This is a genomic window from Pseudoxanthomonas broegbernensis, assembly GCF_014202435.1.
Lineage (GTDB): Bacteria > Pseudomonadota > Gammaproteobacteria > Xanthomonadales > Xanthomonadaceae > Pseudoxanthomonas > Pseudoxanthomonas broegbernensis.
In genome coordinates this window covers 497686-520842 of sequence record NZ_JACHGU010000001.1, presented here as the reverse complement: position 1 = coordinate 520842, position 23157 = coordinate 497686, and the positions used below count along the sequence as shown (strand labels likewise).

Annotated in this window: 17 protein-coding genes; 6 read left to right on the top strand and 11 right to left on the bottom strand. The window is 71.4% G+C overall.

Annotated features, from left to right (window positions below; translation table 11 throughout):
* Window positions 1-51: 51 nt before the first annotated feature.
* The 8 genes from HNR76_RS02230 to HNR76_RS02195 all read right to left on the bottom strand — a co-directional run bounded on the left by HNR76_RS02230 (window position 52) and on the right by HNR76_RS02195 (window position 10003).
* Window positions 52-675 carry a hypothetical protein gene (locus tag HNR76_RS02230; RefSeq protein WP_162311043.1) on the bottom strand — a complete coding sequence of 208 codons (624 nt, stop codon included), beginning with the start codon at window positions 673-675 and terminating at the stop codon, window positions 52-54.
* Between the two features lie 137 nt (window positions 676-812).
* On the bottom strand, window positions 813-2222 hold the full coding sequence (locus HNR76_RS02225; protein WP_162311042.1) for a hypothetical protein: 1410 nt from the start codon (window positions 2220-2222) through the stop codon (window positions 813-815).
* Window positions 2223-2476: 254 nt separating this feature from the next.
* Window positions 2477-3769: an adenylosuccinate synthase gene (locus tag HNR76_RS02220; protein WP_162311041.1), complete on the bottom strand. Its 1293-nt coding sequence runs from the start codon at window positions 3767-3769 to the stop codon at window positions 2477-2479.
* Window positions 3770-4234: 465 nt separating this feature from the next.
* Window positions 4235-4669, bottom strand: coding sequence for an OsmC family protein (locus tag HNR76_RS02215; RefSeq protein ID WP_162311040.1), 435 nt, complete (start codon window positions 4667-4669; stop codon window positions 4235-4237).
* A gap of 88 nt (window positions 4670-4757) precedes the next feature.
* Window positions 4758-5738 (bottom strand): DMT family transporter, encoded by a 981-nt coding sequence (locus HNR76_RS02210; RefSeq protein WP_162311039.1) that lies wholly within the window; start codon window positions 5736-5738, stop codon window positions 4758-4760.
* Between the two features lie 183 nt (window positions 5739-5921).
* The gene (gene gorA / locus HNR76_RS02205) at window positions 5922-7307 is read right to left on the bottom strand and encodes a glutathione-disulfide reductase (RefSeq protein WP_183982064.1); all 1386 of its coding nucleotides are present in this window, start codon (window positions 7305-7307) and stop codon (window positions 5922-5924) included.
* 9 nt (window positions 7308-7316) lie between these two features.
* Complete coding sequence (locus tag HNR76_RS02200; RefSeq protein ID WP_162311037.1) at window positions 7317-8570, bottom strand: NAD(P)/FAD-dependent oxidoreductase; 1254 nt, start codon at window positions 8568-8570, stop codon at window positions 7317-7319.
* Between the two features lie 173 nt (window positions 8571-8743).
* Window positions 8744-10003 (bottom strand): DUF418 domain-containing protein, encoded by a 1260-nt coding sequence (locus HNR76_RS02195; protein ID WP_162311036.1) that lies wholly within the window; start codon window positions 10001-10003, stop codon window positions 8744-8746.
* A 244-nt stretch (window positions 10004-10247) separates the two neighbouring features.
* Between HNR76_RS02195 and dnaE the strand changes: the two genes are divergently transcribed.
* Window positions 10248-13829: a DNA polymerase III subunit alpha gene (dnaE, locus tag HNR76_RS02190; protein ID WP_162311162.1), complete on the top strand. Its 3582-nt coding sequence runs from the start codon at window positions 10248-10250 to the stop codon at window positions 13827-13829.
* A gap of 100 nt (window positions 13830-13929) precedes the next feature.
* Window positions 13930-14889, top strand: a complete 960-nt coding sequence (locus HNR76_RS02185; protein WP_162311035.1) for an acetyl-CoA carboxylase carboxyltransferase subunit alpha — start codon at window positions 13930-13932, stop codon at window positions 14887-14889.
* A gap of 413 nt (window positions 14890-15302) precedes the next feature.
* Here HNR76_RS02185 and HNR76_RS02180 read toward each other — a convergent pair whose 3' ends face one another.
* The 3 genes from HNR76_RS02180 to HNR76_RS02170 all read right to left on the bottom strand — a co-directional run bounded on the left by HNR76_RS02180 (window position 15303) and on the right by HNR76_RS02170 (window position 17993).
* Window positions 15303-16520, bottom strand: a complete 1218-nt coding sequence (locus HNR76_RS02180; RefSeq protein WP_162311034.1) for a hypothetical protein — start codon at window positions 16518-16520, stop codon at window positions 15303-15305.
* A gap of 91 nt (window positions 16521-16611) precedes the next feature.
* Window positions 16612-17283, bottom strand: coding sequence for a rhodanese-like domain-containing protein (locus tag HNR76_RS02175; RefSeq protein ID WP_162311033.1), 672 nt, complete (start codon window positions 17281-17283; stop codon window positions 16612-16614).
* 149 nt (window positions 17284-17432) lie between these two features.
* Window positions 17433-17993, bottom strand: coding sequence for an ECF-type sigma factor (locus HNR76_RS02170; protein WP_162311032.1), 561 nt, complete (start codon window positions 17991-17993; stop codon window positions 17433-17435).
* A 105-nt stretch (window positions 17994-18098) separates the two neighbouring features.
* On the opposite strand from HNR76_RS02170, the gene HNR76_RS02165 reads away from it, so the two are divergent.
* The 4 genes from HNR76_RS02165 to HNR76_RS02150 all read left to right on the top strand — a co-directional run bounded on the left by HNR76_RS02165 (window position 18099) and on the right by HNR76_RS02150 (window position 23148).
* Window positions 18099-20519, top strand: a complete 2421-nt coding sequence (locus tag HNR76_RS02165; RefSeq protein ID WP_162311031.1) for a serine/threonine-protein kinase — start codon at window positions 18099-18101, stop codon at window positions 20517-20519.
* Window positions 20520-20607: 88 nt separating this feature from the next.
* Complete coding sequence (gene tilS / locus HNR76_RS02160; RefSeq protein WP_162311030.1) at window positions 20608-21939, top strand: tRNA lysidine(34) synthetase TilS; 1332 nt, start codon at window positions 20608-20610, stop codon at window positions 21937-21939.
* A 32-nt stretch (window positions 21940-21971) separates the two neighbouring features.
* A complete protein-coding gene (locus tag HNR76_RS02155; protein WP_183982062.1) occupies window positions 21972-22229 on the top strand; it encodes an exodeoxyribonuclease VII small subunit in 258 nt (85 codons plus the stop codon).
* On the top strand, window positions 22219-23148 hold the full coding sequence (locus tag HNR76_RS02150) for a polyprenyl synthetase family protein (RefSeq protein ID WP_162311028.1): 930 nt from the start codon (window positions 22219-22221) through the stop codon (window positions 23146-23148). Before HNR76_RS02155 ends, HNR76_RS02150 begins: the two co-directional genes overlap by 11 nt.
* Window positions 23149-23157 lie beyond the last annotated feature (9 nt).

Here is a 23157-nt window from a genome sequence, read left to right as displayed (position 1 = left end):
CGTGCGCTTGGTGGCGGGATGTGGGGCCTTGGGCGCCTCCTGCGCCGCAGGTCAAAGCCCCACGTAGCGCGCGCCCATCCCGGCGCGCAGGACATAGCGGTAACGCTGCACGATCTCGAACCCGCTCTGCCCTTCGCGGCGGTAATGCGCGTTCACCTCCAGCACGTGCTCGCCAGGTGGCAGCGGTTCGAGCAGGAACCAGTAGCCATCGCTGGCGGCCAGCGGCGGCGGCTTGTCCTCCGGCGCGGGCAGCCAGGGATAGGGATCGAAGCAGCCAGGACTGCGGATGCGGCGCTCGGCGACCGGGCCGACGTCCACGCCGTCAAGCGTCACCGTCGCCTGCAGCAGGCCTTCCGGCGGCATGGCGGCCTGGTCCTGCAAGTGCTCGCACCCGGGAACCGGATCGCCCTTGCGTGGCGCGAATGTCCGCGCGATGTAGCGGGTGGCCACGGGCACCAGCAGGCGCGCGCCCAGCGGGATCTGGCAGGTGCGGGTGATGTCGTCGCGGATGCCGTCGGTCCCGGCGAGGAACCAGACCGGCCCGAAGTCACCCAGCTCGCACATGCTGCCGTCGACGTCGAGCATCGGTTCGATGGGCAGTGCCATGGCCCACTGCCACCAGGCGACCGTCAGCGTGGCCGGGTCCAGTGCATCGTCATCCTGGTCTGCAGGCATGGGCGCATCGGGTGAAGCTTCGACGACCGGTGCTTCCGCAGGCGGGCCGTCCGGCGGTTCGGCCATGGCAGCGGCAAAGGCCGCGGCTGGATACAGCGCGCCGAGCAGGCATGTCCAGGCGAGCAGCCTGCGCCGCCTCACTGGGTGTCCTCCAGGTAGCGCTCGATACCGCGAATGAGCAGGCTCCGGTATGCACTGGGTCCCTTGAACCTCACCTTCCTGAGCTCGGCGACCAGCTCCACCAAGGCCTCGCGCTGTCCGCGCTCCGCCAGGTAGCGGGCGCGCCAGTGCCACGGGGCCTCTTCCTGCGGATACGCCACGATCATCCTTGCACCGCACTCGCCGACTTCGTCGCTGTCCGCCGTCCTGGGGTCCCGCGCCAAGGCGATGCACAGCGTCAGGTCCGTACCTGGAGTCGGATCGGGCAACGCGAGCATGACGCGCAGGTGCGGCACTGCCTCGCCAAACCGCTCCTGGTTCATCAGCAACCATACGTAGTTGTTGCGGTACACCGGATCCTGGGGAACGTGCTCCACCAGCCATGCCAGGTCCACCTCCACCCAGTCCCACAGTTCGGCGTTGGACATGTGGGCGTAGCGTCCCTCGCGGGCGTTCCGGTAGTCGGGCCAGAAGCGCAGGGTCTGGGCCAGGTAGACCGCCCTCGTCCACTGGTGGGTCCTGTAGCTCGCCTCGTAGAGCACGTCGGCCTGCGGCGCCAGCCGCGCAGCGGCGATGTATGCGTCAACACCCTCGTGCCCCCGTGCCTTCAGGCGCTCCATCTCCACCACGGCCAACTGTGCCTGCAGCGCGGGGTTCCGGTCCATGTGCTCACGGATGTAGGCGGTCATCGCGTCGAGGGCCGCTTCCGATCCGCCCCACTTGGGCATCGCCACGTACACCAGCTCGGACACCACGTAGTACGAGAGGGGGTCGATGGTCTGGCAGTGTTCCAGCGCATGCCACTTCAGCGCATCGGAAGACATGCGCCCGATCTGGGACAGGCCCACGCAGGCCGGGCCCAGGCGCGGCTCCCGGGCGAGCGCGCCATCGAGCAGCGGGATCGCGGCGAGGAAATGCTGCTCCATGCGCTTGAGCTGCTGGCGGGAGGTGTCCTTGCTGAGGGCGGTGCCACGTGCCTCCCACCCGAGCCTGGCGCGATGGCTGCCCAGCGCCGCCATGGCGAAGGCGCTCTCCGGGGCCGCGCGCACCCAGCGCGTGGCGATGGCACCGCTGCGCTCGTTCCTGTCGAACTGGCGGAAGAACTCGTGGATGCGGTCGCGCTGCTCTGGGTCCTGGAAGTGGGCGTCCAGCAGGCCGGACAGGCGCGCATCGATGGCCGTGGCGCCGTCGGGCTGGCCGAGCATCTGCTCGAGCTCGTCGAGCGTCAGTGCCTTGGGCCGCGCCACCCGGGTGCAATGGGCCATGACCACATGCTCGGGCCATGGGTGGCCGGGAAGGTCCGGATAGGCAAGACACCGCTGCAGCGGATCGGCAAGGCGCTCGGCCTTCAGTGCCGCATCGAAGTATTCCTTCAGTTCCGCGGGCATGGGCGGGATCGGTTCCGGCGCGGCCGGCGCGTCGGCGGCACGCCCAGGCGAAGCAATACACGCCCAGCCAAGCAGCACTGCCAGGATCCGCTTCATCGCCTTTCCCCTGGAATCGATCCGTGGTTCGTTGGGGCGGAGCGTAGCTGAATCCGCGGGCCGCCGGTGCAGGCGCGGACGGGCCGGCGCGGACAAGGAAAAGCCCCGCTTCCGCGGGGCTTTCGTGTCGATTGCGGGCCCGCCGGGCCAGACGCCACTCAGGCGAACGGATCCTGCAGCACCATCGTGTGCTCGCGGTCCGGCCCGGTGCTGACGATGCTGATCGGGCACCCCGCCAGTTCCTCCAGCGCGCGCAGGTAGGCGCGCGCGGCCGGCGGCAGGTCGTCCCACGCGGTCACGCCGTGGGTGTTCTCGCTCCAGCCGGGGAACTCCAGGTAGACGGGCGTGATCTCTTCCCAGCCCTGGGCGTCCAGCGGCGCGTACTCGGTGCGCTTGCCGCGGTACTCGTAGGCAATGCACACCTTCAGCTTCTCCATGCCGTCGAGCACGTCGAGCTTGGTGATGCACAGGCCGGAGATGCCGTTGATGGCCACCGCGCGCTTGAGCGCGACGATGTCCATCCAGCCGCAGCGTCGCGGGCGGCCGGTCGAGGCGCCGTACTCGGCGCCGCGGTCGCGGATGCCCTGGCCCACCTCGTCGTCCAGCTCGGTCGGGAACGGGCCGCCGCCGACGCGGGTGGCGTAGGCCTTGGCGATGCCCAGCACGTAGTCGATCGCATCGGCGCCCACGCCGGTGCCGGCCAGCGCGCCGCCGACGGTGGTGTTGGAACTGGTGACGTACGGGTAGGTGCCGTGGTCGATGTCCAGCAGCGCGCCCTGCGCGCCCTCGAACAGCACCCGCTTGCCGGCCTTGCGCAGGTCGTGGAGGATGCCGGCGGTGTCGGACTTCATCGGCTCCACGTAGTCGCCGAAGGCCAGCGCCTCGTCCAGGGTCCGCTGGAAGTCCACCGCGTCCACGCCCAGGTACTGGGTCAGCACGAAGTTGTGGTAGTCCAGCGCGGCGCGCAGCTTGTCGGCGAGTTGGTCCGGGTAGTGCAGGTCGGCGATGCGGATGCCGCGGCGGGCGACCTTGTCCTCGTACGCCGGTCCGATGCCGCGGCCGGTGGTGCCGATGGCCTTGCCGCCGGCGGCCTTCTCGCGGGCCTGGTCCAGGGCGATGTGGTACGGCATGATCAGCGGCGCGGCCGGGCTGATCTTCAGCCGCGAGCGCACTTCCACGCCGGAGGCTTCCAGCTCGTCGATCTCCTTGCGCAGCGCGGCCGGGGAGATCACCACGCCGTTGCCGATCAGGCACAGCGCATCTTCGCGCAGGATGCCCGAGGGGATCAGGTGCAGCACGGTCTTCTTGCCGTTGATGACCAGGGTGTGGCCGGCGTTGTGGCCGCCCTGGAAGCGGACGACGGCACCGATGCCCTCGGTGAGCAGATCGACGATCTTGCCTTTGCCCTCGTCGCCCCACTGGGCTCCGAGAACGACGACTGACTGACCCATGGCGGGCGACTCCTGACTTGTCTGGCGGCCATCGGGGCCGCGGGATGGGAAACCGTGGCCCGGACCATGCGGCCTGCCCGGGCGAGGCGCCATCGGGGCGCCTCGGGCAGGGCCGAGGGCCCGACACGGAAAAGCCGGACGGTGGCGTGCTGGGTAGCGGCCCCCGTCCGGCTTTTTGGGATTATCCGGGTTTTGGGGGCGGGGAGCCACTGCGCCGGCCCGTGCGCCCTCGCATGGGCCGATGGCGGGCAGGGGACCGCTCTCCGGACCCTGGATCTCGGCCTCAGGGTCCCGTGCCCTGTAGGGGCCGACTTCAGCCGGCGACACGGCACCGGAGAGGCATGCCCGAGCATTCCGGTCGCCGGCCGCGCCCGGCTCCTGCAACGGCCGAAGGGAGCGGCAGACTCTCCATCGGGTGACTCGGCGCCCGACCGGCGGCTCCACAAACCGCCCTGCGAGGGCGGATCAGCCGGCCAGCGTCGCTTCCATCGAGATCGGCACGGCCGACAGGGCCTTGGAGACCGGGCAGTTGCGCTTGGTGTCGTCGGCCACGGCGCGGAACCTGGTCTCGTCGATGCCGGGCACCTTGGCCTCCACCTTCAGCCGGATCTGCGACAGCGTGGGGCCGCCTTCCATCGACAGGTCGACCTCGGCGCGGGCGTCGATCGTCTCCGGCGGGAAGCCGGCCTCGGTCAGGTTGGCCGACAGCGCCATGGCGAAGCAGCCGGCGTGGGCGGCGGCGATCAACTCCTCGGGGTTGGTGCCCTTCTCCTGGCCGAAGCGGCTGTTGAAGCCGTAGCGGGTGCCGGACAGCAAGCCGCTCTGGGGGGTGCCGAGGGTACCCCGGCCGCTCTTGAAGTCGCCGTCCCAATGCGCGGTGGCGTGGCGCGAAATGCCCATGGCGGTTGCCTCGGTCTGTGGGGGAATTGCCAGCGTAGCGATGCGTTCGTTAGCGTCCCGTGGCCGTGGCACGGACGCCGCCGCCCGGTCAGGCGGCGCGTGGCGGCCGCGGTGCGGAAACCGGTGCGCGCGTGACCAGCAGCACGCCGCCCAGCACCAGCAGGGTGCCGGCCACCTGCCACGGCCCCATCGGCTCGCCCAGGATCAACACGCTCAGGACGATGGTGGATACCGGGCCGAGCATGCCGATCTGCGAGGCCGGCCCGGAGCCGATCCGGGCCACGCCCAGCATCACCATGAGCATCGGCACCGCGGTGCACAGCGTGCCGTTGAGCAGCGACAGCCAGTACACCTGCGGCGGCAGCGCCAACGCCGCGAGCGGCCGCAGCAGCAGGAACTGGCCGATGCACAGCACGCAGGCCACGCTGCTGGCGTAGGCCGTCAGCCGCACCGCGCCCACGCGCGCCACCGCCTCGCCGCTGCCGGCCAGGTAGAACGCATAGGCCAGCGTGCTGCCGAACACCAGCGCCCCGCCCAGCACGATGTCGTCGCCACCGGTCTGCAGGTCGTGGCCGAAGGCCAGCGCCACGCCCAGGTAGCTCACGCCCAGCGCCACCCACTGCAGGCGGCCCGGACGGCGGCCGAACGCCGCCCAGCCGATCAGCAGCACCAGGGTCGGGGTGAGGTACAGGATCAGCCGCTCCAGGGTGGCGGTGATGTAAGCCAGCCCGGCGAAGTCGAGGAAGCTGGCCAGGTAGTAGCCGACGAAGCCCAGCAGCGCCACACGCCAGCGGTCGCCCGCCGGCAGCGGCGCCGGCGCGCGGCGCGCGGCCCACCCTGCCATGAGCAGGAAGAACGGAAAGGCGACCAGCATCCGCAGCGCCAGCAGGGTGACCGCGTCCACCCCATGGCGGAAGCAGAGCTTGACGATGATCGCCTTGCCCGAGAACAGGATCGCGCCGGCCGCCGCCAGCAGCGCGCCGGACAGCCGGCGCCGGCGCTGAGCCGCGTCCGCGGCGCGCGGCGCCGGCCCGGATGCGTCCTGCCGCGCGGGCGCGTGGCGCGGCATACCGCGGACGGCACCCGCATGCGCCGCGTTCGCGGGCACGCGTGCGCTTCCGGCATCGGGGCGGCGGCGGTCGTCCATGGCGCGATTGTAGGCTTGGGCCGGGATCGCTCCCCCAGGCCGCGGCGGCGGGGACGTGCCGTCGATCCCGGTTTTCCACCGCCCGCACGGGCAGGCGCGGCACACCTAGTGCATCAGCACCACTTCCTCGGCCGAGGTCGGGTGGATCGCCACGGTGTCCTCCAACTGGCGCCGGGTCACGCCCAGCTTCAGCGCCACCGCGAAGCCCTGCAGGATCTCGTCGGCCGCATCGCCGAGCAGGTGGATGCCGGCCACCCGCTCCTCCTCGCCCACGCACACCAGCTTGAACAGGCTGCGCCGGGGCGAGTCGGCCAGGGCATGCAGCATCGGCCGGAAGCCGGCGGTGAACACCTTCACCGCGTCGCCGTGCCGCGCGCGCGCGCGTTCCTCGGTCAGGCCCACGGTGCCCAGCGGCGGATGCGAGAACACCACGGTGGCGACCTGGTCGTAGTCCAGCCGCGCCTCGGGCCGGCCGCCGAACAGGCGGTCCATCAGCCGCCGCGCGGCGGCGATGGCCACCGGCGTCAGCGCCAGCTTGCCGGTGACGTCGCCAACGGCGTACACGCCGTCGAGCGAGGTGTTCTCGTAGTCGTCCACCTCGACCTGGTGGCGCTCGCCGATGCGCACGCCGGCCTCCTCAAGGCCCATCCCATCGCTGTTGGGACGGCGGCCGGTGGCGAAAAGCACGGTGTCGAACGCATCGGGCGGCGCGCCTTCGAGGCTGCCCTTCTGCAGCACGCGCACGCGGCCGTCCCGGGCCTCCAGCGCGTGGACCGGCGCCTCCAGGTGCAGGCGCACGCCCTGGGCGCGCATGTCCTCCTGCAGTTGCGCCACCACCTGGGCATCCATCTCCGACAGCAGCCGCGGGCCGCGGGCGAAGACCTCCACCCGGCTGCCCAGCCCCTGCAGCACGCCGGCCAGTTCCACCGCGACGTAGCCGCCGCCGACGATGGCCACGCGCGCCGGCGCCTGGCGCAGGTCGAAGAAATCGTCGGATACCCCGCCCAGTTCCGCGCCGGGCATGTCCGGGCGCAGCGGGCGCCCGCCGGTGGCCACGAGCACGTGCCCGGTGCGCAGGCGCATGCCGCTGTCCGTATCGACCGTGTGCGCATCGAGCAGGCGGCCGCGGCACGGCATCCATGCGATGCCGGCCTCGTCCAGGCGGCGGCGGTAGCTGGCGTGGATGTTGCCGATGTAGCGCTGCCGGTGCGCCACCAGCACTTCCCAGTCCAGCGCCGGCGGCGGCGCCTCGAAGCCCAGGTCGGCGGCCAGCGCGATCTTCCCGGCCAGGTCGGCGGCCAGCCACATCGCCTTCTTCGGCACGCAGCCGGTGTTGACGCAGGTGCCGCCGAGTTCGCGCGGCTCCAGCAGCGCCACCCGCGCGCCGTGCTCGGCGGCGCGGAACGCCGCGGCCAGCCCGCCGGACCCGCCGCCGATCACCACCAGGTCGAAACCCGCCTGCACAGGGGCTGCATCGCGGCGCTGGCTCATGGGATCTCCTTACTGGAAGCGTTCCACCCGGTAGGGCGCGGGGTCGATGGACGGCGTGCGCCCGGTCATCAGGTCGGCCATGAGCTGGCCGGTGGCCGCGCTCATGCTGATGCCCAGCATGCCGTGCCCGGCCGCCAACCACACGTGAGGATGCTGCGGCGAGCGGCCCAGCGCCGGCAGGTCGTCCCAGGTCATGGGGCGCCAGCCGCACCATTTCTCCTGCACCGCCTGGCCCATCGGTTCGCGCAGGTATTCGCTCGCCGCGCGCTCCAGCGCGGCCAGGCGCACCGGGTTGAGGCTGCGGTCCTGGCCGGAGAACTCCATGGTGCCGCCCAGCCTCAGGCCGTCGGACCAGGGGGTGACGAACGTCCAGCGGTCCTTGAGCACCAGCGGCCGCCGCGGCGCCAGCGCCGGGCGCGGGTAGGTGATCGAGTAGCCCTTGCCCGGCTGGATCGGCAGGCGCAGGCCGAGCCGGCGGACGAACGCAGGGGTCCAGGCGGCCATCGCCACCACCGCGTCGCGGCCGTGGCGCTCGCCGCCGCCGGCCAGGCGCACGCACACGCCATCGTCCCGGGGGTGCAGCGATTCGGCCCGGGCGCCCTCCTCGACGACCCCGCCGCGCTCGCGCACCGCGCGCGCCAGCTCGGCCACGTAGCGGTCCGGGCGCAGGTGGGCGTCGTCGGGGAAGCGGATCGCGCCCACCACGCCCTCGCGCAGCGCCGGCTCCTGGCGCAGGTATTCGGCGCCGCCGATCACCTCGGTGGCGATGTCCAGCGCATTGAGCGTGGCGCATTCGGCGGCGTAGTGGTCGAAGTTGGCGCGGTCGCGGAACACGTAGTCCAGCCCGGCCTCGCCGAATTCGCACTGCAGCCCATAGCGGCCGACCCAGTCCTTCAGCCGCGCGCGCGAGTCGTTGAGGATCGCCGCCCGCGCCCGCGTGCCGGCCAGCCAGTGGCGCGCATTGCAGCGCCCGGCGAAGCGCAGCAGCCAGCGCCACAGCCCCGGGTCCATGCGCGGCTTCAGGTACAACGGCGCATCGGGCGTGAGCATCCAGCGCAGCGCGCGCAAGGGCACGCCGGGCGCGGCCAGCGGCGGCGCATGGCTGGGCGTGATGGTGCCGCAGTTGCCGTGGGAGGTGGCGCCGCCGACGGTCGCCGCTTCCAGTATGCGCACGCCGCGGCCGGATTCGAGCAGGGCCAGGGCGGTGGTCAGGCCGATGGCGCCGCCGCCGAGGATGAGGACATCGTCTGGGGGGGAATTCACTCGCCGATTCTAGCGGACCGCGCGCGGCCGCCCGCGCGTGGTTGCCTGGGAAACACCCGCCTGGCGTGCGCCTTCCTCCCGACGCGGGCCACCGCCCCTGGCCACCGCGCGTGCGGCGGGCCAATCCGGGAGAGGCCGCTTCGCGCGCACCGCAGCCGCGCCAGGCGCAGCGATCAGCGCGGCGCGGCCCCGCGCACGCGCATCGGCTGCCAGCACAGGTAGATCAGCGAGCGCCACAGCCACTCGGCCGGGCCGAACCGGAAGCGCGCCAGCCACAGGCGGCTGGCCGGCACCTGCAGCGCGAACAGCACCAGCGCGAACGGCACCTGCCAGGCGCGCGGCAAGCGCTCGAAGAAACCCAGGCCATAGTGATAGAACACCAGCGTGCACACCACCGACTGCATCAGGTAGTTGGTCAGCGCCATGCGCCCGGCCGGCGCCAGCCATGCCGCCACGCGCGCGCCGATGCGGGTGCCGAACGCGCGCACCAGCCAGCCCACGTAGCCCAGGCACATCAGTCCCCCGGCCAGCATCCCCAGCGCCTGGGCCAGCGCCAGGCCCGGGTCGAAGCGGTCCGGCGGCATGCTCGGCGCGATGGCGAAGGAACTACCCATCGCCAGCAGCCCCAGCGGCAACGCGCCCCAGCGCAGCCATGCGAACAGGCCGGCGTGGCGCCCAGGCGCGGCGATCGCGCCGCCGCGGACGAAGGCCGCGCCCAGCAGGAACATGCCGAACACCAGCGGCCCCACCACCGGCAGTGCGGACAGCATCGTCCCCAGTTCGCGAACGCGCTGGGCCACCGCATCGGCATAGCCGCCCGCGGCATAGGCCTGGCGCGCGCTCTGGATCAGCGCCTCGATGTGCTCGCCCTGCCCGGCCATGGCCCGGTTCCAGTCGGCGGCCGAATCCGGCGACAACGACATCAGCCAGGCCAGCCCGCCCAGGGCCAGGATCATTGCCGGAGCCGCCAGGCACGCCAGCGCCCCCAGCCAGGCCAGCCAGCGCGAGGGCGCCGGCCGGAAGGCCAGCAGCAAGAACGAGAGCAGCGCGTACATCACCAGGATGTCGCCGGACCAGACCAGCACGCCGTGGACCAGCCCGATGCCCAGCAGCGCCAGCCCGCGCCGCCAGTAGGCCCCGGCGAACGGCCGGCCCGCGGCCTCGGCCCGCTGCGACATCGCCGCGAAGCCCATGCCGAACAGCAGCGAGAACAGGGTGAAGAACTTGCCCTGGACGAAGAAGTAGACCAGCGCGTCGGCCACCCGGTCGGCGCCGCGCAGGGACGGGTCCAGGCCGGTGGTGGAGGCCAGCAGCGGCCCGGCGAAGCCCTCCATGTTCATCAGCAGGATGCCGCACAGGGCGAACCCGCGCAGGGCATCGAGCAAGGCGATGCGTTCGTCCGGAGCGATGGGCTGCAAGGGCGGGGTGGGCATCGTGGCCGGGCTTTCGAGGGCGCCACATCATGGCCGATGGAAGCCGCGTGCGCACCACCCCGCGCCCGCACGGTTCCCACGGATTCGCCCCGCGCCCGAAGGAGCCTGCAGGCCCCCTGCGGGGCGGCGACCGGGGCGCCGGGCGCCGGAAACGCCCGGCACGCCGCCAGGGCGGGCGCCAGCGGCGTGCCGCCCGCCGTCAAGCCTTGTCCCCCCTCCCCCCCGCCGGTACCCTCGTCGCCGCATGACCGGGTTCGTCCACCTTCACGTCCACACCGAGTTTTCGCTTGCGGACTCGACCATCCGCGTGCCCGAAAAACCGGACCAGGCCGATCCAGCCAAGGCCAAGCAGGCCAACCTGCTCAGCCGCGCGGTGGAGCTGGGCCTGCCCGCGCTGGCGGTGACCGACCTCAACAACCTGTTCGCCCTGATCAAGTTCTACAAGGCGGCCGAGAGCGTGGGCATCAAGCCCATCGCCGGCGCCGACCTGGCGGTGGCCGCCGGCCCCGGCGAGGCGCCCTGGCGGCTGACCGCGCTGTGCCGCGACCATGGCGGCTACCTCAACCTGTCGCGCCTGCTCACCCGCGCCTGGATGGAGGGCCACCGGCCCGAGGGCGGAGTGGCGGTAATGCCCGAGTGGCTGCGCGAATGCGGCCAGGGCCTGATCCTGCTGGCCGGGCGCGAGAGCCTGGCCGGGCGCCTGGCCGCCGAGCACCGCCACGACCTGGCCGAACAGCAACTGGCCGACTGGCAACGCGCCTTCGACGGCAACCTGTGCCTGGAACTGGTGCGCACCGGCCGCGACGGCGAGGAGGCGTTCAACGCCTTCGCCCTGCACGCCGCCGCCGCGCGCGGGATCCCGGTGGTGGCATCCAACGACGTGCGCTTCCTCGACGCGGCCGGCTTCGAGGCGCACGAGGCGCGGGTGTGCATCGCCTCGGGCCGGGTGCTGGACGACCCCAAGCGCCCGCGCGACTACAGCCCCGACCAATACCTGAAGTCGGCGCAGGAAATGGCGGGCCTGTTCGCGGCCGACGCCCCCGACGCGATCGCCAACACGGTCGAGCTGGCGCGCCGCTGCAACCTGGAACTGACCCTGGGCAAGTACGCGCTGCCGGCCTATCCGGTGCCGACCGACGAGACCCTGGACAGTTGGATCCGCAAGCAGTCGCGCGACGGCCTGGAGGCGCGCCTGGCGAAGAACCCGCTGGCGCCGGGCAAGACCCGCGAGGACTACTCCGCGCGGCTGGAATTCGAGCTGGACACCATCATCGAGATGGGCTTCCCCGGCTACTTCCTGATCGTGGCCGACTTCATCCAGTGGGGGAAGGCGCAGGGCATCCCGATCGGCCCGGGCCGCGGCTCCGGCGCCGGCTCGCTGGTGGCCTGGGCGCTGCAGATCACCGACCTGGACCCTTTGCCCTACAACCTGCTGTTCGAGCGCTTCCTCAACCCGGAACGCGTGTCGATGCCCGACTTCGACATCGACTTCTGCATGGACCGGCGCGACGAGGTGATCGACTACGTCGCCGGCAAGTACGGGCGCGAGCGGGTCAGCCAGATCATCACCTACGGCACCATGGCGGCCAAGGCGGTGGTGCGCGACACCGGCCGCGTGCTCGGCTTCCCCTACGGCTTCGTCGACGGCGTGGCCAAGCTGATCCCCAACATCCTGGGCATCTCGCTCAAGGACGCGATGGGCGAGGGCAAGCAGGGACGCGACGGCGAGATGGCCTCCGGCGAGCTGATCGACCGCTACCAGGCCGAGGAGGACGTGCGCGACCTGATCGACCTGGCGCGCCAGTTGGAAGACCTCACCCGCAACGCCGGCAAGCACGCCGGCGGCGTGGTCATCGCGCCCGACCCGCTGCATACCTTCTGCCCGCTGTTCGCCGAACACGACCACGACGGCCTGGGCCGCAACCCGGTCACCCAGTTCGACAAGGACGACGTGGAGGCGGTGGGCCTGGTGAAGTTCGACTTCCTCGGCCTGCGCACGCTGACCATCATCGACTGGGCGGTGAAGGCGATAAATGTCCGGCATGGGCGCGCAGGAATCCCGCCGCTGGACATCGCCGCGCTGCCGCTGGACGACGCCCCGACCTACCAGGACATCTTCGCCAACGGCAACACCGGCGCGGTGTTCCAGTTCGAATCGGCGGGCATGCGCCGGCTGCTCAAGGACGCACGCCCGGACCGCTTCGAGGACCTGATCGCGCTGGTGTCGCTGTACCGCCCCGGCCCGATGGACCTGATCCCGGACTTCAACGCGCGCAAGCACGGCCAGCAGGAGATCGTCTACCCCGACCCGCGCACCGAGGCGATCCTGAGCGAGACCTACGGAATCATGGTCTACCAGGAACAGGTCATGCAGATGGCGCAGATCGTCGGCGGCTACTCGCTGGGCGGCGCCGACCTGCTGCGCCGGGCGATGGGCAAGAAGGTGCCGGCGGAGATGGCCAAGCACCGCGAGATCTTCCGCGAGGGCGCGGCCGGGGGCGGCGTCGGCGAGGCCAAGGCCGACGAGATCTTCGACCTGATGGAGAAGTTCGCCGGCTACGGCTTCAACAAGTCGCACGCCGCCGCCTACGCCCTGGTCAGCTACCAGACCGCCTGGCTCAAGCGCCACTACCCGGCCGAGTTCATGGCCGCCACCCTGTCCTCGGACATGGACAACACCGACAAGGTGGTCGGCTTCCTGGCCGAGGCGCGCGAGCTGGGCCTGACCGTGCTGCCGCCGCAGGTCAACGACTCGCCCTACATGTTCGAGGCGATGGCCGCCGACACCGTGCGCTACGGCCTGGGCGCGATCAAGGGCGTGGGCCGCGGCCTGTGCGAGGCGATCGTGGCCGAGCGCGAGCGCGGCGGCCGCTACGCCGACCTGCTCGACTTCTGCCGGCGGGTGGACTCGACCAAGCTCAACCGGCGTGCGCTGGAGGCGATGGTCAATGCCGGCGCGCTGGACGCGCTGGGCCGCAACCGCGCCACCTTGATGCTGCAGTTGCCGGAAGTGGTGAAGGCCACCGACCAGATGGCCCGGGAAGCCGCCGCCGGCCAGGTATCGCTGTTCGGCGCGCCCTCCGGCGACGACGGCCCGACGCTGAAGCTGGACCTGCCGGAGGCCGAGGAGTGGTCGCTGCGGCAGAAGCTCGACGGCGAGCGCGACACCCTGGGCCACTACCTCAGCGGGCACCCGTTCGACCCCTTCCGCGACGAGGTGCGCGCCCTGGTCGGCAACGACCTGGGCGAGCTGGACAAGCTGTGGGCGGCCGGCGGCAGCGGCGAGAAGCGCGGATGGCGGCCGGAAGTGCAGGTGGTGCTGGCCGGCCTGGTGGTCGGCCTGCGGCGCAAGGGCGACAGCCAGGTGTTCGTGCAGTTGGAGGACGGCCGCGGCCGGCTGGAATGCGGCGTGTTCGCCGAGGCGGCGCAGGAGATGTCCAGCCTGCTGCTGCGCGACCGGGTGCTGATCGTGCAGGGCGGGCTGCGCGAGGACGAGTTCAACGGCGGCTGGAGCCTGCGCCTGAAGCAGGCCTGGGACTACGAGCAGTTGTGCGCGCAGCACGCCCAGCGGCTGTCGCTGCGGGTGGACCTGCGCGACCCCGGCATGTGGCCGCGCATCGACGCGATGCTGGCGCGCCATCGTCCCGGCCCCACCCCGCTGCGCCTGCACCTGCAGGTGGGCGGCAAGGGCCAGGGCGCCACCGGCGTGCTCGACCTCAACGGTTCCAACTCGGTGCGCGTGGCCCCGCAGTTGCTCGATGCGCTGCGCGCGCAGCCGGGCGTGCGCGCGGTGAAGATCGCCATCGCGCGGCCGTGGGCGCACTGAGCGGGCGCTCGACCGGCCGCCTCCGCCACCGTACCGTATGGTCCGGTCCCGCTCCGGGCGTTCGGCTACACTGCCCGCTTCCTGTACGACCCGGTTCCCGATGAACCCGAACTACCTCGATTTCGAGCAGCCCATCGCCGACCTGGAAGCCAAGATCCAGGAACTTCGCAGCGCCAGCACCGGCCCGGCCGTCAACGTCGACGCCGAGGTGCACGCCCTGCGGGAGAAGCTGCGCAAGCGCACCGCCCAGATCTTCCGCGACCTCAACTCCTGGCAGGTCTCCCAGCTTTCCCGGCACCCGGCCCGGCCCTACACCCTGGACTACCTGCGGGTGATCTGCGACGAGTTCCAGGAACTGGCCGGCGACCGCGCCTTCGCCGACGACAAGGCCATTGTCGGCGGCCTGGCCCGGATCGACGGCCGCCCGGTGGTGGTCATCGGCCACCAGAAGGGGCGCGACAACAAGGAAAAGATCAAGCGCAACTTCGGCATGCCCAAGCCCGAGGGCTACCGCAAGGCGCTGCGCCTGATGAAGCTGGCCGAGCGTTTCGGTCTGCCGCTGCTGACCTTCATCGACACCATGGGCGCCTGGCCGGGCATCGACGCCGAGGAGCGCGGCCAGTCCGAGGCCATCGCCCGCAACCTGCTGGAGATGGCCGAACTGAAGATCCCGGTGATCTGCACCGTGATCGGCGAGGGCGGCTCCGGCGGCGCGCTGGCGATAGGCGTCGGCGACTGCACGGTGATGCTGGAGTACAGCACCTACTCGGTGATCTCGCCCGAGGGCTGCGCCTCGATCCTGTGGAAGGATTCGGCCAAGGCCAAGGATGCGGCCGAGCAGCTCGGCCTGACCGCCAAGCGGCTCAAGAACCTGGGCCTGGTCGACAAGGTCGTGCGCGAGCCCACCGGCGGTGCCCACCGCAATCCCCGGCAGATGGCGCGCCGGCTGAAGGCCGTGCTGCTCAACGAGCTGGACGCCCTGGAAGCCATCCCCCAGGAACAACTGCTGCAGCGGCGTTACGCCCGGCTGCGCGGTTATGGCGCCTACGAGGCTGCCTGAGCACCACAACTCGCTGACGGCAACCGTGTGCCGTCAGCGCGGCGCAGGTACGGGCGGCCCTGCATCCGCATCCGGGCCGTAAGGCAACCGAACCGGGGCCTGGGGGCCCATGCGCCATTCCCACTCCTGGTAGCAGGCCGACTTCGCACGCTGGCTGTCCTCGTGTGCCCCCAGGTACTGCATCTGATTGGTCATATGGGCATTGCTCATGCATTCCCGCATGGGCGCGTCCCAGGCGTCAGGCGCATGAGGCGCGCCGGGAGCCGGCGCCTCCATGACAAGGGGTGCCTCCGGGACGGACGTCTCGCCTCCGGCCATCCCGGGGCTGGCCGGAGGCGCCTGCACGCAGGCGCCCAACAGCAGTAACACCCATACGCCATGCCTTGGTCGTGGCAGGGCCATGCCCTCCGGATTCATCGGATCCGCGACAACTCGGTCGCATCCGCCGGCTGTGCATAGGGATCGTCGGTGCTCCAGGCGTTGTACGGGTTGTTGTTCTCCTGGAACACCCGCTGCCCCCCGTGGATCGAGCTATGCACCTCCGTATTGCCGTCGGCGCCAGCGTAAGTGTTGCGCTCGTAAATGCCGTCGATGGTGCGCGCATGGATGCCATCGTTGGTGGCAATGGTATTGGCATGGGTCTGGCTACGAATGGCGGCCACGTCGCGCACCGTCTGCGAACGGATTGCCGCCCGGTCGGCCTCACCACGCGCGTTGATTTCCGCCATGCGCCGGGCGTGCCAGCTATCGATGCCTTGGCGCTGTGTCGTGAAATAGCGCTGGACGTTGCCTTTCACCCGTTCCATGGCCAGCGGCGTCCACTGACGGTTTTCCTGGAACGAAGCGACAACATCGTCCATGAACCCCAGGTCCAACCGGCCATTGGGCGCACGATAGGCCAGCAACCGGCCAGCACTTCCGTCCTGCTTGTTGCCCAGGCTCATGAAGGACACCACGGTGGCGAACACCTCACGCATCTCCACGCCTTCGGCCCGGTACCCGACCAGAAGCCGGCCGGCCTCAAACCTGCGCCGCTGCCCCTCGCCCAGTGGCACGCCTTCCTGGCGCACCTTCTCCTCCGTCTTCTGCACCAGCTCGGGCCAGTCGCTGTAATCCAGCACGCGCGCGCCCGGCCGCATGTGCTGCGCCGCCGCTTCCAGGAACTCGCGTGCCGAGCGGTACGTGGCCACCGGGCAGGGGTCGGTGGCAATTTGCGTGCCCTTGATCTGCCACGCAAACCCGGGAAGCACCTCCAGCACGCTGGCGTTGTCGGGTGAGCTTGCGCTCCAACTGCTGTACACCTGCCCCGAAAAGCATTCGGCAGCATCGTTCCAGCGGATGCCCCCCGCCGTCCGCCAGCCCGCCGGTACCTGCAGGCGCGCCGCCACGATCGGCTGGCCAAAGCCCGCTTCGTCCATGATCTCCACATCCACCATGCCGCCTTCCGTGGAATCCAGCGCGTCGCGCACCACGCGCCACATGCCGACGCCATTGCTGGCCGCCACACCACTGCTGCCCTCAGGCTCGCCCTCACCGCCAGCGCCCGCCCGCATCTGGCCGCTGCCGCATGCGACCAGCGCCAGCAGTGCCGCCAGGCACGGAACGATCCGATATCCCATGTGCATCTTCATGTCTCCACACTCTGGCGATGGATTTCGCCCTCGACCATGAAGGCGCAGGACGCCGGCCAATAGGCTCACGGCCAGGACCGGAGATGGGGATTCATGGCTGGGCACCCGGGTCCGGTGCTGTCTGCACAGGAAGGCCCGCCTGGCGCCAGGCCTGCACCCCGCCGCGATACCAATGCACGTTGCGGTAACCCAGGTGTATGGCGCGCAGTGAGGCGTTGTACGAACCCCAGCACTGCGGCCCGCCGCAATAGAACACCAGCATCCGCGAAACGTCGCCGTTGGTGGCCTGCTGCAGGTATTGGCCGAAGCCACGCTGTACCTCGTCGTCGAAACTCCCGCCTTGCGCCGCCGGCACCACCGCGATGGCACCCGGCAGATGCTCCATGCTGTGATAGGCGTGCAGCAGCATCGGCGCGCCCTGCTTCGCCTGCAGCAACTGCACCAGTTGCTGGGTGGCGATGACACGGCCACCTGGAATACGGGTGGGGGTCGGCCCGCCAAGCTGATCCGAAGGTCGCAATTTCTGGGTCGCAGGCACGCCGAAATCCTGCGCCTCATCCAGGCTGCCACTCCCCTGGGTGGACGGCGGCATGGGCGGTGGCGTGGTGCGCGGCGGCGGCGGTACAGGCGCACGCGGCGTGGGCGACGGCCGCTGGGAGGTCTGTCCACCGAAACTGTCCTGCGCCAGGATTGCGCCCGGCAGCAGGCAGGACGCGCTGAAGATCAAGGCCATGGCGGCGACGCGGCGGCGGGTGGGTGTCATGAGGAGCGGCTCCGGCTCGGCGCCCGATCGGGCGCAGGACAAGGGGCCCCCGGTGGAGTGCATCGCACACCGGGGCATTCCCCTGACAAGGCGCAGGAAGCGACGCAACCGGCTCACACCTCCGCAGGCGCCTCGGCACCCTCGCGGCTTCAGCCCGGTTCCGACAGCGCCTCGAACAACCAGACACGCGCCACCTGCCAGTGGCGCTTGACCGTCGCCGGCGAGCTGCCCAGCGCCTCGGCCGTCTCCTCGATGGTCAGCCCGCCGAAATAGCGCAGCTCCACCAGCTTGGCCTTGTCCGGGTCCAGCCGATGCAGGGCATCGAGCGCGGCGTCCAAGGCGGCCACGTCCACTCCACCCGCATCCTCGCCAGCCAGTTCGAGTGCGGTCAACGACACCCGCTCGCCGCCATCGCGCTTCTGCGCCGAGCGCCGGCGCGCATGGTCCACCAGCACCTCGCGCATGACCCGCGCCGCCAGGTGGACGAAATGTACGCGGTCGCGCCATTGGATGCGGTCCAGCCCGCTCAGCCGCAGGTAGGCCTCATTGACCAGCGCGGTGGCCTGCAGCGTATGCCCCCCGCGTTCATTGCGTAGCTGGCGCTGCGCGATTGCGCGCAACTCCGGGTACACCGCATCGACCAGCCGGTCGCGCGCGGTCAGGTCGCCCCGTCGCCAATCCGCCAACCATGTGGTGAATTCCCCGTTCACTGCCCGAGTCTAGCAGCGCCACCGCCACGGCCTGAATGTGGGCAAGGCCACGCTCGTCTGCTAGCGTCGGGGCGCCAGTGGCGCAACACCGGGCCGGGAAAACACATGGATACGTCGAACGAAACCCGGGTGCTGCAATGGCTGGAACGCGCGCTTGCGCAACCCGCGCCCACGCGCCGCGCCTGGCTGCAGGCACAGGTGCCCTCCGAATCCCTGCGCCGACGCGTGGAACGACTGTTGGATGCCGAATCATCCCTCGGCGATTTCCTCGAACGTCCCGCGGCCAAGGCCGCGGCGGATGGCCTGCCCCAGCCGGGCGAGCGTATCGGCCCATTCCAGCTCGACGACCGCATCGACAGCGGCGGCATGGGCGTGGTCTACCGCGCTCACCGCGCCGATGGCGCATACGCGCAGCAGGTCGCCATCAAACTGATCCGCCCGCCGCGCCTGGGCAGCGACCCGACCCTGCAGGCACAACTGGCCGCCCGTTTCGAGAACGAACGCGCACTGCTGGCCCGGCTGGCGCACCCCAACATCGCCCGCATTCTCGACGGTGGCACCACCGAGGCCGGCATGCCCTGGCTGGCGATGGACTACGTGGCCGAAGGCGTGGTGCTGACCGAGTACTGCGACCGCCAGGCGCTGGACGTGGCCGCGCGTCTGCGCCTGTTCTGCAAGGTCTGCGATGCCGTGCAGGAGGCACACCGCCACCTCATCGTGCACCGCGACCTGAAACCGGAGAACATCCTGGTGGGGGCCGATGGCGAGCCCAGGCTGCTGGACTTCGGCATTGCCCTCATGCGGGGTGACGACGGGGAATACCCGGATTGGGTGTGTGCGCAACAAGAACCCGTGGACGAGGCAGCAACCGCACTGGGCGCCATGACCCCCGCCTATGCCAGCCCCGAGCAGTTGCGCCGGCAGCCCACCACCACGCGCTCGGACGTGTATTCGCTGGGCGTGATCCTGTACCAGTTGCTCGCCGGCATGCGGCCTTATGCGCTCGCGGGCCTGGACCGCACCGAAGCCGAACGCACGGTCTTCCATACCCGGCCACGGCCCCTGCGGCAGGCCCTGGACACGGCGTCCCTGGACGCAGCCGAACGGCGCCGGCGCGCGGCGCGGCTCGGCCAGGACCTGGAGCACATCGTCGCCAAGGCCATGCACAGGGACACCGGGCAACGCTACGGCTCCGCGCAGGAGCTGGGTGACGACCTGCGCCGCCATCTCGCCGGCCGGCCGGTGCATGCGCACCCGGATTCGGCCCGGTACCGTGTTGGCAAATTCGTTGGCCGGCACCGCATGGGCAGCGCCTTCGCGGCCGTGGCGCTGCTGGCGGTGGCCGGTACCACGGGAATGGCCGCCTGGCAGGCACGCAAGGCCGCAGGCGCAGCCTCCGACATGCGCCAGGTCAACGCCTTCCTGATGGAAGTGCTGTCCGCCTCCGATCCCTACGAAAGCGGCCACGAGCTGACCCTGAGCCAAGCGCTGGACATGGCCGCCACGCGCATCGACGCACACTTCCCCGACCGCGCCGATCTGTCGGCCGAAGTCCGCTTCGGCATCGGCTACAGCATGCTCAGCCGCTTCCGGCTGGAACAGGCCGCACCGCAGATCGAGCGTGCGCTGCGCGACAGCGAGCGCCTGTACGGCCGCGACGACCCGCGCACGCTGCGCGTGGTCGAAGGGCTTGCCGGACTCCGCCACGCGCAGGGCCGCATTGCCGATGCCGAGGCGGCTTACCTCGACGGCATCGCCCGCAGTGAACGCGCGCAATTGCAGCGCGACCCGGTCTACCTGTACCTGGTCAGCAACCTGGGCCTGCTCTACATGAGCCAGGACCGCTACGAGGACGCCGGGGTAATGCTGGACCGCGCGCTGGCCCTGTGGCAAAGCGCCCACCGGCGCGAGGGGGCCGATGCCGACCACGCCAACCTGCTCTCCAACCTGGCCCAGGTGGCGCATGCACGCGGCCAGTTGGCGCGCTCCGAAGCGTTGTACGGGCAGGCACAGGCGCAGTTTGAACGCCTGCATCCGCAAGGCAGTCCGGACCTGGCGGTGGTCCTGGGCAATCGCGGCATGCTGGCCGAAGACCGCGACGACCTCACCGGCGCACTGGCGCTGTACCGGCAATCGCTGGACGTGCGCGAGCGCGTTTTCGCGGGCGACCACCCCTCCACCGTGGTCGGCCTGGCCAACGTGGCCCGGCTGCTGGTGGCCACCGGCGACAGCACCCGGGCCGTGACCATGGCCGAGCGCGGCGCCGCGATGGCCGACCGCGTTTTTTCCGGCCCCCATCCGCGCCATCCCTCGACCCATGCCACCCTGGCCGAGGCACGCTTCGCAACGGGCGACGCGGCCGGCGCCGCCGAAGCATTGCGCCACGCGCAAGCCCTGGCAACGCGGCTGGAATCGCCTCCTCCGTCGCTGATGTCCTACCTGGAGCGCATCGGCACGCGAATATGCGCGCAACCCGTCGCCACGGCATCGGACTGCCCGCCGCTGGCCGCGTCGGCGCCGCGCTGAACCGCGGTCCAGGCACACCCGACGACTGGACCGAATCCCACATCGCGCGGGGCTGGGCCCGCGTCCAGCAACGGGTACGATATCGGCCATGCCACCGCATCTGCCGCTCGGGCTCGACACCCTGCAGGGACAGGAGGGCGCCTGGGTCGTCGGTTTCAGTGGCGGCCTGGATTCCACCGCCCTGCTGCACCGCCTGGCCGCCGAGCCTGGCCGCCGCCCCCTGCGCGCGGTGCACGTGCACCACGGGCTGCAACCGGCAGCCGACGCCTGGGCCGAGCATTGCCGGCAACAGGCCCTACAGTTAGGCGTACCGTTCGAGCTATACCGCGTCGAGGTGCCACACCGTGGAGGCGCAGGGCTGGAGGCCGCCGCCCGCGCGGCACGCTATGCCGCATTGGGGGCCGCCATGGCGCCCGGCGACGTGCTGGTCACCGCCCATCACCTGGACGACCAGGCCGAGACCTTCCTGCTGCGCGCGCTGCGCGCCTCCGGCCCCGAGGGCCTGGGCGCGATGCGGCCGCTGCGCCGCCTGGGCCACGGCTGGCACTGGCGGCCGCTGCTGTCGCTCGCGCGCGAGACGCTGCACGAATACGCACGCGCGCACGGGCTGGAATGGATCGAGGACCCGAGCAACGCCCGCCCCGATCCGGACCGCAACTACCTGCGCCTGCACGTGCTGCCCTTGCTGCGCGAGCGCTGGCCCCATGCCGACGCGGCGCTGGCGCGCAGCGCGGGCCTGTGCGCGCAGGCCGACGAATTGCTGGACGCCGACGACGTCCACCTGCTGCGCCTGCATGCCGGCGACGACCCGCACACCCTGTGCCTGGCCGGCCTGGGCACGCTGCCCGCCGCACGGCGCGCACGCGTGCTGCGGCTGTGGGTGCGGCGGCTCGGCCTGCCGCGGCTGCCCGGCCGCAGCCTGGAGCAGGTCGAGTGTGAACTGCTCGATGCCCGTGCCGACGCGCAGGCCGCCATCGTCTGGGCCGGCGCGCGGATGACCCGCTGGCGCGGCTTCCTCCACGCCGACGTATTGCGCGATCCGCTGCCGCCGGAGTGGAGCGCCCCCTGGGACGGCCGCGACCCGCTGGACCTGCCCGGCGGCGGCCGCCTGTTCCTGCGCGACGACGAGGGACATGCCTCCGGCGCCGGCTTCGCCGGCCCGTTGCGCGTGCACGCGCGGCGCGGCGGCGAGCGCATCGTCCTGCCCGGCCGCGGCCACTCGCATGCGCTCAAGCACGTGCTGCAGGCCCGCGGGGTGCCGCCGTGGCGGCGCGCGCACCTGCCCCTGCTGTCCGATGCCGGCGGGCGCCTGCTCGCCGCCGGCGACGTGGCCTGGGCCGACGACCTGGCCCGGTGGCTGCGCGCCCGCCACCTGCACCTGGTCTGGCAACCGCCGCGTACGGCCGCCGCACCGCGTTGACCCTTCCCCGCCGCACCGCGCACACTGCACCCATGCCCAACAAAATCCCACCCGACGCCTCACCGGTGGCGCAGTTCGAGCACTCGCTGGACGAACTGGAACAACTGGTCGAAAAGATGGAACAGGGCGAGATGAGCCTGGAGGATTCGCTGGCCGCCTACGAGCGCGGCGTCGGCCTCTACCGCCGCTGCCAGACCGCGCTGGAACAGGCCGAACTGCGCGTGCGCCTGCTCGCCGACCCCGACCAGCCCGACGCGGCCCGCCCCTTCGCCGCCGACGATGGCCCCTGAGGTCTTCGCGCGCTGGGCCGCGCGCACCGAATCCACGCTCGAACGGCGGCTGCCCGCCTCGGCAGGCGGCCCCGCCGAACCGGCGCGGCTGCACGCGGCCATGCGCCACGCCACCCTGGGCGGCGGCAAGCGCATGCGACCGCTGCTGGTCTATGCCGCAGGCAGCGCGCTGGGCGCCGACGAACCGCTGCTCGACGCCCCGGCGGCGGCCGTGGAACTGGTCCATGCCTATTCGCTGGTCCACGACGACCTGCCGGCGATGGACGACGACGCCCTGCGCCGGGGCCGTCCCACCGTGCACGTGGCCTTCGACGAGGCCACCGCGATCCTCGCCGGCGATGCGTTGCAGACCCTGGCCTTCTCCACCCTGGCCGAGGCCGATGCGCCCGCGGCGCTGCGCATCGACTGGGTGAGGACGCTGGCCGGCGCCTCCGGCGTGGCCGGCATGTGCGGCGGGCAGGCATTGGACATCGACGCCACCGGCCATGGCCGGCAGGAAGTCCCCGACCGCCCCGTACCGGCCGACGGGCGCGCCGGCGACCTGGGCCTGCTCGAACGCATGCATGCGCTCAAGACCGGCGCGCTGATCCGCGCCGCGGTACGGATGGGGGCCCTGGCCGCCGCGGCGGACACGCCCACCCTGTCCCGGCTGGACGCCTTCGCCGCCGCGCTCGGCCTGGCCTTCCAGGTTCGCGACGACCTGCTCGACATCGAGGCCAGCTCCCAGCAACTGGGCAAGACCGCCGGCAAGGACGTGGCCCAGGCCAAGTCCACCTACCCGGCGCTGCTGGGCGTGGACGGCGCCCGCGCCCGGCTGGAGGAGTTGGCGGAGGAGATGCGTGGAACGCTGGCCGTCCTGGGCGACCGGGCGAATGCACTGGCCGCGCTGGGCGAACTGGCGATACGGCGTTCGTACTGAACCCGGCCG